The 15930-nt window shown below is 43.6% G+C and carries 16 protein-coding genes; 14 read left to right on the top strand and 2 right to left on the bottom strand.

What is annotated here, in order from left to right; all coding sequences use genetic code 11:
* The first annotated feature begins 122 nt into the window (after positions 1-122).
* From K6Y31_RS20485 to K6Y31_RS20470, 4 genes are read left to right on the top strand one after another with little or no spacing between them, the layout of a single operon-like run.
* Positions 123-1172 (top strand): 3-oxoacyl-ACP synthase III, encoded by a 1050-nt coding sequence (locus tag K6Y31_RS20485; protein ID WP_233054894.1) that lies wholly within the window; start codon positions 123-125, stop codon positions 1170-1172.
* Positions 1172-2053, top strand: coding sequence for an alpha/beta fold hydrolase (locus tag K6Y31_RS20480; protein ID WP_233054893.1), 882 nt, complete (start codon positions 1172-1174; stop codon positions 2051-2053). Before K6Y31_RS20485 ends, K6Y31_RS20480 begins: the two co-directional genes overlap by 1 nt.
* On the top strand, positions 2031-3776 hold the full coding sequence (locus tag K6Y31_RS20475; RefSeq protein WP_427901922.1) for a fatty acid CoA ligase family protein: 1746 nt from the start codon (positions 2031-2033) through the stop codon (positions 3774-3776). Before K6Y31_RS20480 ends, K6Y31_RS20475 begins: the two co-directional genes overlap by 23 nt.
* Positions 3773-4768, top strand: a complete 996-nt coding sequence (locus K6Y31_RS20470; RefSeq protein ID WP_233054891.1) for an NAD-dependent epimerase/dehydratase family protein — start codon at positions 3773-3775, stop codon at positions 4766-4768. Before K6Y31_RS20475 ends, K6Y31_RS20470 begins: the two co-directional genes overlap by 4 nt.
* A gap of 4 nt (positions 4769-4772) precedes the next feature.
* On the opposite strand, the gene K6Y31_RS20465 is transcribed toward K6Y31_RS20470, so the two are convergent.
* On the bottom strand, positions 4773-5264 hold the full coding sequence (locus K6Y31_RS20465; protein ID WP_233054890.1) for a hypothetical protein: 492 nt from the start codon (positions 5262-5264) through the stop codon (positions 4773-4775).
* Positions 5265-5556: 292 nt separating this feature from the next.
* On the opposite strand from K6Y31_RS20465, the gene ccoN reads away from it, so the two are divergent.
* The 10 genes from ccoN to uspE all read left to right on the top strand — a co-directional run bounded on the left by ccoN (position 5557) and on the right by uspE (position 14601).
* Entirely contained in the window at positions 5557-6984 is a 1428-nt protein-coding gene (gene ccoN, locus K6Y31_RS20460) for a cytochrome-c oxidase, cbb3-type subunit I (protein ID WP_233054889.1), read from the top strand.
* 12 nt (positions 6985-6996) lie between these two features.
* Positions 6997-7635, top strand: a complete 639-nt coding sequence (gene ccoO, locus K6Y31_RS20455) for a cytochrome-c oxidase, cbb3-type subunit II (protein WP_233054888.1) — start codon at positions 6997-6999, stop codon at positions 7633-7635.
* Between the two features lie 11 nt (positions 7636-7646).
* Positions 7647-7838 (top strand): cbb3-type cytochrome oxidase subunit 3, encoded by a 192-nt coding sequence (locus tag K6Y31_RS20450; protein ID WP_233054887.1) that lies wholly within the window; start codon positions 7647-7649, stop codon positions 7836-7838.
* On the top strand, positions 7838-8812 hold the full coding sequence (ccoP, locus tag K6Y31_RS20445; protein ID WP_233054886.1) for a cytochrome-c oxidase, cbb3-type subunit III: 975 nt from the start codon (positions 7838-7840) through the stop codon (positions 8810-8812). Before K6Y31_RS20450 ends, ccoP begins: the two co-directional genes overlap by 1 nt.
* Positions 8813-8901: 89 nt before the next feature.
* Positions 8902-9384, top strand: a complete 483-nt coding sequence (locus tag K6Y31_RS20440; RefSeq protein WP_233054885.1) for a FixH family protein — start codon at positions 8902-8904, stop codon at positions 9382-9384.
* Positions 9371-11764 (top strand): heavy metal translocating P-type ATPase, encoded by a 2394-nt coding sequence (locus tag K6Y31_RS20435; protein ID WP_233054884.1) that lies wholly within the window; start codon positions 9371-9373, stop codon positions 11762-11764. Before K6Y31_RS20440 ends, K6Y31_RS20435 begins: the two co-directional genes overlap by 14 nt.
* The gene (gene ccoS, locus K6Y31_RS20430; RefSeq protein ID WP_233054883.1) at positions 11761-11946 is read left to right on the top strand and encodes a cbb3-type cytochrome oxidase assembly protein CcoS; all 186 of its coding nucleotides are present in this window, start codon (positions 11761-11763) and stop codon (positions 11944-11946) included. Before K6Y31_RS20435 ends, ccoS begins: the two co-directional genes overlap by 4 nt.
* A gap of 13 nt (positions 11947-11959) precedes the next feature.
* Positions 11960-12646, top strand: coding sequence for a sulfite exporter TauE/SafE family protein (locus K6Y31_RS20425; RefSeq protein WP_233054882.1), 687 nt, complete (start codon positions 11960-11962; stop codon positions 12644-12646).
* Between the two features lie 163 nt (positions 12647-12809).
* Positions 12810-13559, top strand: coding sequence for an FNR family transcription factor (locus tag K6Y31_RS20420; protein ID WP_233054881.1), 750 nt, complete (start codon positions 12810-12812; stop codon positions 13557-13559).
* A 109-nt stretch (positions 13560-13668) separates the two neighbouring features.
* Complete coding sequence (gene uspE, locus K6Y31_RS20415; protein WP_233054880.1) at positions 13669-14601, top strand: universal stress protein UspE; 933 nt, start codon at positions 13669-13671, stop codon at positions 14599-14601.
* Positions 14602-14663: 62 nt separating this feature from the next.
* On the opposite strand, the gene ttcA is transcribed toward uspE, so the two are convergent.
* The gene (gene ttcA, locus K6Y31_RS20410) at positions 14664-15557 is read right to left on the bottom strand and encodes a tRNA 2-thiocytidine(32) synthetase TtcA (protein WP_233054879.1); all 894 of its coding nucleotides are present in this window, start codon (positions 15555-15557) and stop codon (positions 14664-14666) included.
* Between the last annotated feature and the right edge of the window lie 373 nt (positions 15558-15930).

Below are 15930 nucleotides of genomic sequence, written 5' to 3'. Positions count from 1 at the left end.
AATCAAAGAAAGCCCATTTGCATGACATTAAACGGCACAAAACATTGCATCTTATTTTTTTTCTTGTTCCAATGAGCCGTTTTTTTTATCGACCGATTTATGATAAGGCTTTATCCACTCAGATGAATTACTCCAACGTCTACGTTAATAGCATTGCTTATGAGCTCGCACCAATTGCTGTTTCTAGCGAAAGCTTAGAAACCAGATTAGCGCCTATCTACGATAAATTTCGTATACCCAAAGGCCAATTAGCCGTGTTAACGGGCATTGAAGAGCGTCGTTGGTGGCCAATTCATACTAAGGTGAGCGATGGTGCGATAGCTGCGGCTAAAAAAGCGATAAGCGAAACCGGCATTTCATCTGATGATATTGGCGCTTTGGTTTATACAGGCGTGTGCCGCGATCAACATGAGCCTGCAACCGCTTGCCGCATTGCATCAGAGTTAGGTGTTAACCATAAAGCCAGTATTTATGACATCAGCAACGCTTGCTTAGGGGTACTCAGTGGTATGCTAGATATTGCTAACCGCATTGAATTAGGCCAAATTCGGGCGGGATTAGTGGTGTCGTGTGAATCTGCCAGAGACATAGTTGATACTACCATCGCAAAAATGGTCGCGAATCCAAGTATGCAAAACTTTGCTGCTGGTTTAGCCACCTTAACGGGTGGTTCAGGTGCGGTAGCGGTATTACTGACCGATGGCTCGTTTGACCTTAACACCCAGCAACAACACAAATTAGAATCAGCGACGACCTTAAGTGCACCCGAGCATTACGACTTGTGTTATTGGGGCATGGAAGAAACGGCCAAAGGGCTGTTTAAAGAAAACATGCGCACTGACGCGGTTTCATTACTAAAACATGGCGTGGCATTAGCTCAACAAACATGGGTTGAGTTTTTAGATAACGCTGGTTGGCAAGCAGAGCAAATAAATAAAGTTATTTGCCATCAAGTGGGCTCGGCAAACCGAAAAAATGTGCTTGAGGCATTGAGTATCAGCCAAGATAAAGAGTTTCCGAGTTATCAAAAACTCGGCAACATGGGCACAGTTTCGCTACCTGCCACCGCAGCACTTGCCAATGAGCAAGGATTTTTGCAAGCGGGTGATAAAGTGGGCTTTCTTGGCATTGGCAGTGGCTTAAATTGTATGATGTTGGGGTTAACTTGGTAATGAAGACAGCAGCAGACTACTCACCCTACCCAGCTAATTTCCTTGACCGCAACGGCCTAAAGTACCACTACATCAATGAAGGCAGTGGCGATCCTGTGGTAATGGTACACGGCAATCCCAGCTGGAGTTATTATTACCGAGAATTGGTCGCCGAGCTAAGGGATAGCTTTCAAACTATAGTGCCTGACCATATCGGTATGGGGCTATCAGATAAACCCGGTGACGACCGCTATGAGTACACTCTAACATCTCGTATCGATGACTTAGAAGCTCTGTTACAACATTTAGGTATCAATAAAAACATTACTTTAGTCGTCCATGATTGGGGCGGCATGATTGGCATGGGTTACGCCGCTCGCCATCCAGAACAGATTAAAAAAATTGTTGCCCTTAATACAGCAGCCTTTCATATGCCAAAGGCAAAAAAACTACCAAAACGCTTGTTTATGGGCCGTAATACCGCTATCGGCGAGTTTTTGATCCGTCGATTTAATGCTTTTAGCTCCCTAGCATCCTATATCGGCGTAAAACGTGCGCCAATGCCTGCCGATGTACGCCAAGCTTTTGTCGCGCCATATAACAACTGGCAAAACCGCATCGCCACGGTGCGCTTTGTACAAGATATTCCACTTGAGCCCGGCGATAAGGCATACGAGCTAGTCAGCAGTATCGAAGCCAGCTTGAGCCAGTTTGCTGATATTCCTGTATTTTTAGGCTTTGGCTTGCAAGATTTCGTGTTTGATAAACACTTTTTAGCGCAATGGAAACATCACTTCCCACACGCTGAAGTGCATGAATATCCAGATTGCGGCCATTATGTGTTACAAGACGCAGCCAAAGACATCATCCCATTGATTAATGAATTTATCCGTCGTGACTAAGACACAGAAAAATTCACAAGAAGACTTGGTAATACACACCAATATTGCCAATCACTTAACCGAAATGGCCAGCCAGCAACCCCACGCGCTGGCCATCGCCATTCAGACTCATTCTTTTTTTGGCAGGGTTGCTCATTATACTGAGCTTAACTTTGTGCAATTAGAAGACGAAGCCAATCTATGTGCTTGGGCGCTACACCACAAAGGGGTTAATGCTGGCGATAAAGTGGTGCTGATGGTTAGCCCAAGTGTGGATTTTTTTGCCCTTACTTTTGCCCTGTTTCGGCTTGGCGCTATTCCGATTTTTGTTGATCCTGGAATGGGAATTAAAAATTTAAAACAATGTTTTGAAGAAGCCAAACCTGATGTGTTTATCGGTATCGATAAGGCGCATGTCGCACGTGTATTATTTGGCTGGGGTAAGAAAACACTTCGTTTGAACATTACTGTTGGACAATTAGGCTATTGCTCTCGGCTGAGTAAATTAAAGCAGAAGGTAAAGCAAGATCTCGCTTTTGAATCGGTTACTCTTAAACCTAACGCCATGGCGGCCATACTATTTACCAGTGGCAGCACGGGCGTGCCAAAAGGCGTAGTATATAGCCATAGCATGTTTAATGCTCAAATTAGTGCACTAAAACATGATTATGAGATAACGCCAGGCGAGCGAGATTTAGCCACTTTCCCATTGTTTGCACTATTTGGTCCCGCCTTAGGCATGGCGTCAATCATTCCTAATATGGACGCCAGCAATCCGATTAAGGCACAGCCAGAATATATTTTTGCCGCCATCGAGCGTTATAAATGCACTAATTTATTTGCTAATCCAGCCTTAATGGATGTGCTTGGCCGCGCAGCAACGCAAAACAACCTTAAATTAAGTACGTTAAAACGCGTGATCTCCGCTGGCGCACCTGCCACTCCCGCTTCAATCGCACGCTTTGAGCAATTACTAAACGAAACGACTCAAGTATGGACCTCTTACGGCGCAACTGAATCGTTACCCGTGAGTAAAATTGGCAGCCACGAGCTGCTTAGTGACACTCAACATAGCACCGACCAAGGTGGTGGCATTTGTGTAGGTTTTCCAGTAGCTGATATCGACATCAAGATCATTAAAATTAGCGACCTAGAAGTTGAGCGAATGGGATTGGTGCAGCTTGCTGAGCCCGGTGAAATTGGTGAAATATGTGTTAAGGGTCCGGTTGTTTCACCGCGTTATTTTGAGCGTGAACAAGCAACAGCATTAGCAAAAATACAAGATGAAATACAAGGCGGGTTTTATCACCGAATGGGCGATGTCGGCTACTTGGACTCCCTTGGACGGTTATGGATGTGTGGTCGAAAAGGTCACCGCGTCACTTTAGCAAAAACAGAGCTGTACACGCTCTGTTGTGAACGGATTTTTAATCTACATCCTTTGGTGAATCGTACTGCTTTAGTAGGTGTGACGTGTGATGGGGTTAAACGCCCTGTGCTTTGTGTTGAGCTTAAAAAGAACGCTACTACAGCCGAAGATAATGAAATTTTATTTAGGGAATTAGCGTTAATCGGCATGCAACATTCGCATACTAAGTTGATTAAAGATTTCTTCGTGCACCCGAACTTCCCGGTGGATGTTAGACACAATGCAAAAATATTTCGTGAAAAACTAGCCGTTTGGGCGCAACAACAAACTGACCAAAAGCCACTTGTGTCTATAAATCAGGTGAATAAACAATGAAAACAGTGTTAGTCACTGGTGCCGGCGGGTTTCTTGGCCTTGCCTTAACCAAACTACTGATCAGCAAAGGGATCAAAGTGCATGCTTTGATCCGCCGTGATAACGCTGAACTATCGGCCCTTGGCGTGGTCATATTTAAAGGTGACTTAATTGACTATCAAGCCATTGAAAATGCCGCTCAAGGCTGTGACACCGTGTTTCATGTTGCTTCTAAAGCGGGTGTTTGGGGCGCGGAAGCTGACTACATCGCCAGCAATATCACCGGTACAAAACATGTGCTTGAAGTTTGTTTTGATCTTGGCATCCCGCGTCTGATTTACACCAGTACACCCAGTGTTATTTTCTCAGGCCAAGACGAAAATGGCGTCAACGAATCTACGCCTTACAGCGCTCATCCTCTCAATCATTATACTTCAACCAAGATAGCCGCTGAAAAAATGGTGTTAGCAGCCAATGGGTTTGAATTAAAGACAACTAGTTTAAGGCCCCACTTAATTTGGGGACCTGGCGATCCCCATTTGGTCCCTAGGGTGATCAGCAAAGCCAAACAAGGTCGATTAGCGTTGGTGGGTAAACAAGATAAGTTAGTGGATACCGTTTATATAGATAATGCAGCCCTAGCCCACTATCAAGCGGCCTGTGAATTAGAAAGCGAAGCTAAATGTGCAGGAAAAGCTTATTTTATCAGTAATGATGAGCCTGTAACGATGGCAGCCATGCTAAATGGTATCTTGTCTGCGGCTCATTTAGCGCCTGTATCCAAACGTGTCCCAGCTGGCGTAGCTTATTCGCTTGGCCTGTTCCTTGAAGGGGCTTATGGCTTGCTCGGGATTAAACAAGAGCCCGTAATGACTCGCTTTGTGGCTCGGCAGTTGTCTACAGCTCATTGGTTTGATATCAGCCCGGCAAAAACAGATTTTGCTTATCAGCCAAAAGTTAGCTTAGCGGAAGGAATGGTCAAGCTAGAAACTTGGTTAGCCAATAATAAATAATCGCTCAGTAGTGATTATGCATTTCAAAATCAAAGTTGACCTCCTCCGTTACATCACCTTGGCTCAGACCAAGGGTCATTTGCCAGATCATACTCTCGTTAATACATGCGCCCAACAAAAGTTCTCCTTGCCAAAGGTGATTTGAGTTATTTTTCTCAAAAATAAGGGGAATGGTCCCCATAAACATATCTTTTCCCACTAGCACTGCTTTGTCGATATTTACGCCAGCTGGCAGAGTCAGCGATAGAGGTAGCGGCGTTTCTGCTAGTACCTGTGCGTCAGGCTCTGATTGAATACTGACCTCACCACTTAGCTTCGTTAAGTTAACGTTACAACCCTTTGCAAAATCACATAAAGTTGATTCATCAAAGTCTGAAGGTGATGAGTCAGTACGTTCCTCTTGATTAGCCCCTTGGTATGTTCTGTATGAGAAGGCGATGCTTAAAACCACCAACACAAACACAATTTGCATGACTCTTTTTAACTCTAACTTCATGTCAGATAACTTCCTATTAACCCTATTTTGTGTAGGTTTTAATCAATTGCTGCTTTCTTGGGCAGATATAGTTAACAAATTTGTTCGCCATTAACAATTTAGCCTCACTCTGACTGTCATTGTATCGCTTTCTGCAGTAGAATTCGCACCGAATATCGTGTTTTTAAAACTCCTTAACTTTGACAAAGTGCCGGGTAGCCAGTTTTAATGTAAGGCACATATTTGCTAATTGTTTCGTGAATAACTTTTTAATTTACGTGGTAACAATGGACAGCAGCGGAAGCATAATAAAATGACAAGCCATATAGAAACTCAACCTGACTACAACTACGCAGTTGTACGCCAATTTACCGTGATGACTATCATCTGGGGTATCGTTGGCATGAGTCTCGGTGTGTTAATTGCAGCCCAATTAATTTGGCCAGCATTAAACTTCGAGACCCCTTGGCTAACTTATAGCCGTTTACGCCCTCTTCACACAAATGCCGTAATTTTTGCTTTCGGTGTCTGTGCTTTGATGGCAACCTCCTTTTACGTGGTACAACGTACCTGTCAAACAAGATTGTTTGGTGGTCCACTGGCACAAGTTGTGTTCTGGGGCTGGCAATTAGTGATCTTATTGGCTGCCATCACTTTACCTATGGGTTACACCACGAGTAAAGAGTATGCCGAGCTTGAATGGCCTATCGATATTCTTATCGCGGTTGTTTGGGTGATGTATGCGGTGGTGTTCTTTGGCACGGTCGTCAAACGTAAGACATCCCACATCTATGTTGCCAACTGGTTCTTTGGCGCATTTATCATCACAGTAGCAGTACTTCACATAGTTAACAGTGCGGCAGTGCCTGTAGCGATGATGAAGTCTTACTCCGTGTACGCTGGTGCAGTAGACGCCATGGTGCAGTGGTGGTATGGCCATAATGCCGTAGGTTTCCTACTGACCGCTGGCTTCTTGGGTATGATGTATTACTTTGTACCAAAACAAGCTGGTCGTCCGGTTTATTCATACCGTTTATCGATTGTGCATTTTTGGGCGTTAACCTCAGTTTATATCTGGGCCGGTCCGCACCACTTGCACTACACAGCGTTACCTGACTGGGCTCAGTCTCTAGGCATGGTAATGTCTTTGATTCTATTTGCTCCATCTTGGGGTGGTATGATCAATGGTATTATGACGTTATCGGGTGCATGGCATAAACTGCGTTATGACCCTATCTTACGTTTCCTGATTGTTTCACTGTCTTTCTACGGTATGTCTACGTTCGAAGGCCCGATGATGGCAATTAAGACGGTTAATGCCCTTTCTCACTACACCGATTGGACAATTGGTCACGTACACTCCGGTGCACTAGGCTGGGTTGCCATGGTGTCAATTGGTGCGGTTTATCACTTGATCCCTAACCTATTTGGCCAAGGCAGCATGTATAGCACTAAGTTAGTGAATGTGCATTTCTGGTTAGCAACGGTAGGTACGGTACTTTACATTGTAGCAATGTGGATCTCGGGTGTAATGCAAGGCCTAATGTGGCGTGCAGTTAACGCTGACGGTACGTTGACTTATAGTTTTGTTGAATCACTACAAGCCTCTTACCCGTTCTATTTCGTTCGTTTCTTAGGCGGCGCTATCTTCTTATCGGGCATGTTGCTTATGGCATACAACGCTTATAAAACGATTGTTGCACCTAAAGGCTCTTTGCAGCCTGTACCGCAACCAGCCTAAGGAGTAGCCATAATGAAACATGAAAAAGTCGAAAAAAATATTGGCTTAATGGCTATTTTGATTGTTATTGCAATCAGCTTTGGTGGCCTAGCGGAAATTACACCGCTTATTTTCCAAAAAGAAACCACTCAGCCAATCGAAGGCCTGCGCCCTTACAGTGCGCTTGAGCTTGAAGGCCGTGATATCTACATCCGTGAAGGTTGTAGTGTTTGTCACAGCCAAATGATCCGTCCGTTTCGCAGTGAAACAGAGCGCTATGGTCACTACAGTGTGGCTGGTGAGCACGTTTGGGAGCATCCATTCCTGTGGGGCTCTAAGCGTACCGGTCCTGACCTAGCACGCGTGGGTCAACGTTACTCGGATGATTGGCATCGAGCTCACTTAATCGATCCTCGTTCGGTCGTGCCTGAATCTAATATGCCTGGTTTTCCTTGGTTAGAGAAAAATCAATTAGATGGCCAATTGACCGCTAAGAAGATGGAAGTCTTCAATATGTTGACGAAAGGTAGCTGGCATCTTGATGAACAAGGGAATGAAATCCCATTGTATTCTGCACAAGATATCGCTGCAGCCTCAGATGCAGTTAAAGGTAAAACAGAAATGGATGCCTTAATTGCTTACCTTCAGTCTCTTGGTCATGCACTTAAATAAAGGTGGTTAATATGGATTACGGAACATTCAGTGGCTTATATACCGGATTTTTAATTGTAATCTTTATTGGCATTATCGCCTGGGCTTATAGCAATAAGCGCAAGTCTTCTTTTGATGAAGCAGCAAACCTGGTGTTTGCTGATGATGAAAAGTTTGCCAATAAGCCAAGTGCCGACAATAAAAACGCAGGAGCGAATTTATAATGAGTACTTTTTGGAGTATTTGGATAACCGTTATCACTTTTATTGTGATTATTGGTTGTGCAGTTCTTTTGTATTGGTGTGCAAAAGACAAAATGGGTGTTGAAGAAGGTGAGTCCATGGGGCACTCCTTCGATGGTATCGAAGAACTAAACACTGGCTTACCTAAATGGTGGGTTGGCTTGTTTATTTTCACTATCGTCGGGTCGTTGATTTACGTATTAATGTTCCCTTCTTTTGGTGGCTTTGGTAACGGTTTACTTAACTGGACCAGTGCGGATCAAGATATCGCTTCTAAACAAGATTCGATTGAACGCGCTGAAACATCTAGCTCACAATACCAACGTGAGATGAACAAAGCAGATGAATTGTACGGTGAAGTATTTAAAAGCCTAACTCATGATGCCCAAGGTCAATATTTGCCAGTTGAAGAAGTGGCAAATAATACTGAAGCGGTAAAAGTGGGTCAGCGTTTGTTTTTGCAAAACTGTGCTCAATGTCATGGCTCTGATGCTCGTGGCGCGAAAGGCTTCCCTAACCTAACGGATAACGATTGGTTATACGGCGGCACGGGCGACATCATTAAGACAACGCTAATGGAAGGCCGTAAAGGTAATATGCCAATTCGTGGTCTACTGAGCGAAGAGCAATTAGATAAAGAAGGTTTAACTAACCTAACATCTTATGTGCTTAGCCTTAGCGGTCGTAAAGTGAACGCCATTGAAGCCCAAAAAGGTAAAGAATTGTTCGGCACTTGTATGGGGTGTCACGGCGCAGATGGTAAAGGGATGCAAGCTTTAGGCGCGCCTAATTTAACCGATAATATTTGGTTATATGGTGGCAGCCGTAAAGATGTAGAAGCCACTCTTTTACATGGCCGTAATGGTGTCATGCCAGCATGGAAAGATATTTTAGGTGAGGATAAAGTGCACATTATTGCAGCCTTTGTTTACTCTCTTTCAAACGAAAAAGAATAAACATTAATTCTTGCTCAAAACCCCGAATTTTCGGGGTTTTTTTTTGCCTTTTTGTTACACTCCTGAAGTCCAACTTAAGGAGTATCTTGGTGAAAAATAAATGGTATCAACAAGCCCCCGTGTGGCTCATAATCCTCTTGCCTCTTTCCGCTGTCATCGCTGGTATTTCGACAGTTTTCATTGCCCATAATAATAAAGTTGATTTGGTTGCCGAAGACCATTTTAAAACGGGCAAGGCAATTCATGCTGATATGTCTAAGTTAGAGCAAGCCGTTAAATTAGGGATTTCACTCGATCTGACACTTGATGGCACATCGGGCCTTATTTCTTTTAATGGCGGACAATATCAACCAGGACAGGTACTAAAACTGAGTTTTTACCATGCCACACTTGCTGAGAATGATTTTAACTTAATGTTATCGGCCGATGCCTCAGGCGTTTATCGCTTTGATTTAGACCAAGCTATTGATGGTAAATGGGCAACGCGAATTGAGCCATTCGATGGCAGTTGGCGGGTACAAGAAGATATTGAATTTCCTACGGGGAAGGTTACGTTAGATGGCAACCAGTAACCCATTAGGCTGTTTTCATTGTGGTGAACCCGTACCTGAAAACAGCCACTTTAGCGTTTCATTCGATGGTGAGTCTAAGGCCATGTGTTGCCCCGGTTGTGCAGCTGTGGCTGAAACCATCCTCAAAAGCGGTTTATCATCTTATTATACCCACCGCACTGAGCCGGCCCAAAAAGCCGATCAGTTAATTCCAAGTGCCCTTCAAGCACTGGACTTATATGATCTTGAAGAGATTCAGAACGATTTTGTGGCCCATAATAAAGACTTGCAAGAAGTGATGGTGTCGATTGATGGTATTACATGTGCAGCTTGTGCTTGGCTAATCGAAAAACAGCTTCGCGTGCTCCCCGGCTTAGCTTTTATTAATGTGAATACGACGCTACATCGCGCCATTATTCGCTGGGATCCCAACCAGCTAAAACTCAGTGATATATTAAAAGCCATTGCCACGGTGGGATACCGCGCTCACCCTTTTCAGGCGGATGACCAAGAGAAACAGTACCGTGAACAAGTAAAGTCCTACATGAAACGCATCGGGTTGGCGGGCATTGCCACCATGCAAGTTATGATGTTTGCGGTTGCGCTTTATGCCGACTTATTTACGGGTATGGAAGAACAATTTCGCCAATATTTCCGCTGGGTCAGTTTGATCATGGCTACGCCTGTTTTGCTTTATAGTGCCCAGCCGTTCTACTTTAATGCCTTGCGCAATATCCGAAACCGCACATTAGGCATGGATATTCCAGTTTCAATTGCCTTGCTTGGCGCCTATATCGCGTCAACCTACGCCACAATTGTGGGTACTGGGGAAGTGTTTTTTGAGTCCATCTCTATGTTTACTTTCTTTTTGCTCATTGGTCGTATGCTTGAATTACGAGCACGGCGTAAAGCATCGGAAAGTGGTAATAACCTCGCTAAACTAATGCCCAAAATGGCGTGGCTTAAGGAAGGTGAGGAACTGCAACATGTTCCTGCTAAGTTATTGCAAAGTGGCCAAGTCGTGCTAGTTAAACCCGGTGAAACCATTCCCGCTGATGGTATTATTATTGAGGGTAAATCGACCATCGAAGAATCGATGCTAACGGGAGAGCATATTCCGGTACTTAAACAGGATGCCGCTGTTGTTTATGCCGGCACCATCAACCTGGAAAGCCCGTTAACGGTTAAAGTAAAAGAGACAGGTCAAAGTACATTAATTGCCGACATCATTCGTTTACAAGACTTAGCACAAGCCGAAAAACCCCATATTCAAGTTATCGCTGACTTAGTTTCGCGCTATTTTGTCGGTGCGCTGTTGATTGTTTCTGCAGTCACCTATACCAGTTGGATGTTTATCGCGCCTGAACATGCTTTTTGGATCACTTTATCGGTATTAGTCGCCACCTGCCCTTGTGCTTTAGGTCTGGCTACACCAACTGCATTAACCTGTGCTACCGCCAGTTTAAATCGTTTAGGAGTATTAATTCGTAAGAACCACGTACTTGAAACGTTAGCTAAGGCCGATCATTTTATTTTTGACAAGACGGGGACGCTTACCCAAGGTAAATTTAGCGTGGTTGCAACCCATTTGTATGGCGCGCTTAACCAAGAACAAGTCTTAGGCCTTGCCAGCGCATTAGAGCATCACTCTGAGCACCCCATCGGCCGAGCATTTCATCCCTTTAAGCAAGATAAAGTCAGTGTTGATGCTGTGACTAATTTACCCGGTGAGGGTTTAACAGGGCAATATCAAGGTAAAACACTGCGATTAGGCAACCCTGAATTTTGCCAACAAACGAGCCCTATTGAGAGTCGGCTTCTCGTGATCATGCTGACGATAGACGCAGAATTAGTGGCTATTTTTGAGCTAGATGATGCCCTTCGCGATGATGCACAAGCATGTTTAGCACAGTTCCACCAAGCAAATCTTAAAACCACAATGCTAACGGGTGATGGCTCTTATCAAGCTCAAGCGGTGGCCGAAAAACTGCATATTAGCCAAGTTATTTCTGGCGTTACCCCCGCGCAAAAACTGCAAGCTGTACAGGGTTTCCAGCAGCAAGGTAGCATTACGTTAATGGTGGGAGACGGCATTAATGATGCCCCAGTATTGTCCCAAGCTCACGTTTCAGTCGCCATCGGCAGTGGCACTGATGTGGCAAAGAACTCAGCAGATGTCATTTTATTAGGCGACTCTTTAAATAAACTCGCGCAAGCACGCAGTTTAGCCATTAAAACACGCACTATAATACGTGAAAACTTAGGCTTATCATTAGGCTATAACTTACTTATTTTACCTCTAGCTGCGACGGGGCACGTACCGCCTTATATTGCAGCATTGGGAATGTCGTTAAGCTCTGTGGTCGTCGTTTCTAATTCACTAAGGCTGTTAAAAAAATGAGCATTATCTTTATTTTGATCCCTATCGCCATTTTATTTGTCTCGATTGCGATAGCCTTGTTTTTTTGGGCGGTCAAGTCAGACCAATTTGAAGACCTCGACCGTGAAGGGGTTAACATTTTGTTTGATGAAGACCAGCCCTCGGTAGAAAACGCAGCAAAAAAAACCAAGACACCTGAGTAAGATAAGCCCAATAATGACTGATTTTTACGCTGCTGTATTCATTGGCTTACTTGGTGCTGGTCATTGCCTTGCTATGTGCGGTGGTGTTGCCAGTGCCATGACCTTCTCTATTGAACAGAAACAACGCCCAGGTCGCCAGCTTTTGGCCATACTATTTTATAACCTTGGCCGGGGGATCAGTTATATCGTGGCGGGAATGGTTATTGCAGGAGGCGCAGCCGCATTAAGTCAGTTTTTTGAGATAAAATCAGCATTGCTTTGGCTGCGTTTACTTTCCGCAATAATGATGCTGTTACTGGCGCTTTATATCAGTAAGGTGTGGCAAGGGCTGCAAAAAATTGAGGCATTAGGCCAGTATTTTTGGCGCTTTATACAGCCCTTAGCCTCACGCTTAATGCCCATTAAGCACCCTTTAATGGCGTTACCTTTTGGCATGGTTTGGGGTTGGCTGCCTTGTGGCTTAGTTTATTCTAGCCTTTCATGGGCAGCAGTGAGTGGCAACGCACTACAAGGCGGATTAATTATGGCGGGTTTTGCCCTAGGCACCTTCCCAGCCATGTTTAGCTTGGGTTTATTTTCTAATTATTTAAAAAGCCTACTCAACTCTCTTTGGTTTCGATGGACTGGCAGTGCAATGCTCGCAATCTATGCCGTTCACACGGGTTACATTGCATTAAGTCAAATGCACTATCTGCAATAGGCAAAACCAACGCATTGAGTTTTAAAACTATATATCCCAATTTTCGTTACTTTAGCCGTCTTTTATACGGTCTGTCACAGAATCTTAAATCTTATTGGCTATATGAATTCGACCAATAAATGTTACAATATTGATATATATCAAGTGGAGATTTCGGGTAATTATGAAGTCCGATAGTAAAGGCGTAAAAAGAGTCCAATCCGGTGGCTGTGAAATTCATTGCCAAGACTGCAGTATTAGTCAACTTTGTATTCCAGTTAGTTTAAACGAAACAGAGCTTGACCAATTAGACAATATCATTGAACGTAAGAAGCCGATTCAAAAAGGTGAAGAGCTTTATAAAGCAGGCGAAGATATGCGCGCTTTGTATGCCATTCGCTCTGGTACGGTTAAATCTTACACCATTACAGAACAAGGTGATGAGCAAATCACAGGCTTTCACCTAGCAGGTGATCTCGTGGGCTTTGATGCAATCAACACGGGTATGCATCCAAGCTTTGCGCAAGCATTAGAAACGTCGATGATTTGTGAGATCCCTTACGAAACATTAGATGACTTATCTGGTCAAATGCCTAAATTGCGTCAGCAAATCATGCGCATGATGAGTAACGAGATAGTTGGCGATCAAGAAATGATTTTGCTGCTGTCAAAGAAAAATGCTGAAGAGCGGCTTGGCGCGTTTATCTATAGTCTTTCACAACGATTTTCTGAGCGCGGTTTCTCGCCACGAGAATTCCGCTTGTCAATGACACGTGGCGATATTGGTAATTATCTTGGCCTAACGGTCGAAACCATCAGTCGACTGCTGGGGCGTTTTCAAAAGAGTGAAATGATTGCCGTAAAAGGTAAATACATTACGATTATCGATCATGCACAACTTGCAGAGGTCGCGGGCGCAATAAAAGCTGAATAACTTATTTAAAAGCCAAATAATTGATCCTTATCTCGCCATAAGTCATTATTTTAGGCTAGATTTATACTAAGTACGTGACATTATATATCAAGTGAACCGGAGGGTTTCCATGGTTAAATTTCGCAATATTTTAGTTGTTATTGATCCCACAAGAGAGGAGCAGGCTGCGTTATCGCGAGCAGCCTACATCTGCCAAAAAGAAGAGAATGCGAAATTAAAGCTTTTTCTTTCGGTTTATGATTTTTCATTTGAAATGACCACCATGCTTTCTCTCGAAGAGAGAGAAGCCATGCGGTCAAGTGTTATCGCTCAACAAACAGCTTGGTTAGATGAACTTGCCGCTCCCTATCGTAATCAAGGCCTTTTAATAGACACTAAGGTTATTTGGCATAACCGCCCTTTTGAAAGCATCATTCAGGAAACCTTAGACTACGGTCATGATCTCGTCGTAAAAGGAACACATCATCACCCTAAGCTTCAAGCAGTGATTTTCACGCCAACAGATTGGCATTTATTACGCAAATGCCCAGAGCCATTACTATTGGTTAAAAGCCAAGATTGGCCAGAAAAGGGCACTATTTTGGCCGCCATAAATGCTACTGCGGAAGACGATGAGCACCTCGCATTAAACGACAAAATTACCCATGAAGCTTTAGATCTTGCAAAAATGATTAACGCTCAAGTTAGTTTAGTCAACGCCTACCCTAGCACCCCTATGACCATCGCCCTTGAGCTACCTGATTTTAATCCAGTGGAATATAGCGATGCGATTAAAGAGCGTCATCAACAAATGCTTCGAGAGCATGGTGAAAAACATGGCATCCCACTTGAAAGGCAGCATGTTATTGAAGGACTCGCCGAAGATGTTATTCCACAGGTTGCGCAAGAGCTCAATGCTGAATTAGTGGTGCTTGGCACGGTGGGTCGAACGGGCTTAAGTGCCGCATTGATAGGGAATACAGCAGAGCACTTAATTGACAGTTTAAACTGTGATTTGCTGGCTCTTAAACCTCATGATTATGTCTCGCCTTTGAGTCAATAGTCCCTAGTTAGTGGTTTAAAAAAAGGTCAGTTAATTAAAACTGACCTTTTTTATTAGAGCGATCAGAGATTAGTGACATCAATAAATAATGACTCGTCAATATTAGATGATGAAACCACGGCTTCTTCAAATGCGTACTCTTTTCTATCTTGCTCTCGGTCGATAGGCAAGTGAGCAAAATCAAACAAGTTCTTATCCGCCAGTTGACTCGGACTTACATTTTGAATGGACTTAAAAATGCTTTCTACCCGACCCGGTGTCTTTTTATCCCATTCAACCAGCATAGCTTTAATATTTTGACGCTGTAGATTCTCTTGTGACCCACATAAGTTGCACGGAATGATTGGGAAATTTTTATGCTCAGCATAAGTGATCAGATCCGATTCGCGGCAATAAGTTAATGGCCGGATCACCACGTTTCGACCATCATCCGAACGCAACTTGGGTGGCATGGCTTTTAAGCGAGCCCCATGAAACATATTTAGAAACAGTGTTTCAACAATATCATCGAGGTGATGACCTAATGCAATTTTAGTAGCGCCAATACGCTCAGCAAATGAATACAAAGTACCGCGACGTAAACGAGAACAAAGACCGCAGGTTGTTTTGCCTGCTGCAACTTTCTCTTTGACCACAGAATAGGTATCTTTATCGACAATGTAGTATGGAATATCTAGGCTATCAAAGTATTCAGGTAGAATATGCTCTGGGAAGCCTGGCTGTTTTTGATCCAAATTAACGGCAATAACTTCAAATTTAATCGGCGCAGATTTTTGTAAAGCCAACAATATATCCAGCATTGCGAATGAGTCTTTACCGCCACTAATGCATGCCATTACCACATCGTTTTCTTCGATCATATTATAATCAACAATGGCATTGCCTACATTTCTGCGTAGACGCTTGTTTAATTTATTGAGTTCAAGCGTTTCTTTTCGTATATCTTTTGAATTCATTCAACTTCTCACAGGCCGTTAAATACGGCTGCTGGTATGCTATGGGGATTAACAGAGTGCGGATTATACGGTGTTTTAAACTCGGTTGAAACACCGCAAAACGACTTGATTTTGCTTAATAGTTATCGATGACGCAGCTAAATAAGTTCGGTTATAAATATTCAAAACAGTTGTGTATGGCTACACAGCTTCGTTTTTATTGGCAAAAGCGAAGCGTTATGAGCACCCATTTATAGGCTAAACAAGTGACGTGGTTTAATTGATACGACTAACCCAGTTAAGACATAATTGATTTAACTGGAGATTGAAATGACAACACGTAAAACCTATTCAAAAGAATTCAAACTTGATGCCATTGCACTGGTACGAGAGC

It is taken from the genome of Motilimonas cestriensis (assembly GCF_021295315.1).
Classification (GTDB): domain Bacteria; phylum Pseudomonadota; class Gammaproteobacteria; order Enterobacterales; family CBDFNC01; genus Motilimonas; species Motilimonas cestriensis.
The sequence above is the reverse complement of the archived record's forward strand: the minus strand, read 5'-3'. Positions and strand labels throughout refer to the sequence as shown.

Excerpts from the sequence above, each read along its gene's own strand:
- K6Y31_RS20485 (WP_233054894.1), top strand. The coding sequence starts at position 123 with ATGAATTACTCCAACGTCTACGTTAATAGCATTGCTTATGAGCTCGCA.
- K6Y31_RS20480 (WP_233054893.1), top strand. The coding sequence starts at position 1,172 with ATGAAGACAGCAGCAGACTACTCACCCTACCCAGCTAATTTCCTTGAC.
- K6Y31_RS20475 (WP_427901922.1), top strand. The coding sequence starts at position 2,031 with ATGAATTTATCCGTCGTGACTAAGACACAGAAAAATTCACAAGAAGAC.
- K6Y31_RS20470 (WP_233054891.1), top strand. The coding sequence starts at position 3,773 with ATGAAAACAGTGTTAGTCACTGGTGCCGGCGGGTTTCTTGGCCTTGCC.
- K6Y31_RS20465 (WP_233054890.1), bottom strand. The coding sequence starts at position 5,264 with ATGAAGTTAGAGTTAAAAAGAGTCATGCAAATTGTGTTTGTGTTGGTG.
- ccoN (WP_233054889.1), top strand. The coding sequence starts at position 5,557 with ATGACAAGCCATATAGAAACTCAACCTGACTACAACTACGCAGTTGTA.
- ccoO (WP_233054888.1), top strand. The coding sequence starts at position 6,997 with ATGAAACATGAAAAAGTCGAAAAAAATATTGGCTTAATGGCTATTTTG.
- K6Y31_RS20450 (WP_233054887.1), top strand. The coding sequence starts at position 7,647 with ATGGATTACGGAACATTCAGTGGCTTATATACCGGATTTTTAATTGTA.
- ccoP (WP_233054886.1), top strand. The coding sequence starts at position 7,838 with ATGAGTACTTTTTGGAGTATTTGGATAACCGTTATCACTTTTATTGTG.
- K6Y31_RS20435 (WP_233054884.1), top strand. The coding sequence starts at position 9,371 with ATGGCAACCAGTAACCCATTAGGCTGTTTTCATTGTGGTGAACCCGTA.
- ccoS (WP_233054883.1), top strand. The coding sequence starts at position 11,761 with ATGAGCATTATCTTTATTTTGATCCCTATCGCCATTTTATTTGTCTCG.
- K6Y31_RS20425 (WP_233054882.1), top strand. The coding sequence starts at position 11,960 with ATGACTGATTTTTACGCTGCTGTATTCATTGGCTTACTTGGTGCTGGT.
- K6Y31_RS20420 (WP_233054881.1), top strand. The coding sequence starts at position 12,810 with ATGAAGTCCGATAGTAAAGGCGTAAAAAGAGTCCAATCCGGTGGCTGT.
- uspE (WP_233054880.1), top strand. The coding sequence starts at position 13,669 with ATGGTTAAATTTCGCAATATTTTAGTTGTTATTGATCCCACAAGAGAG.
- ttcA (WP_233054879.1), bottom strand. The coding sequence starts at position 15,557 with ATGAATTCAAAAGATATACGAAAAGAAACGCTTGAACTCAATAAATTA.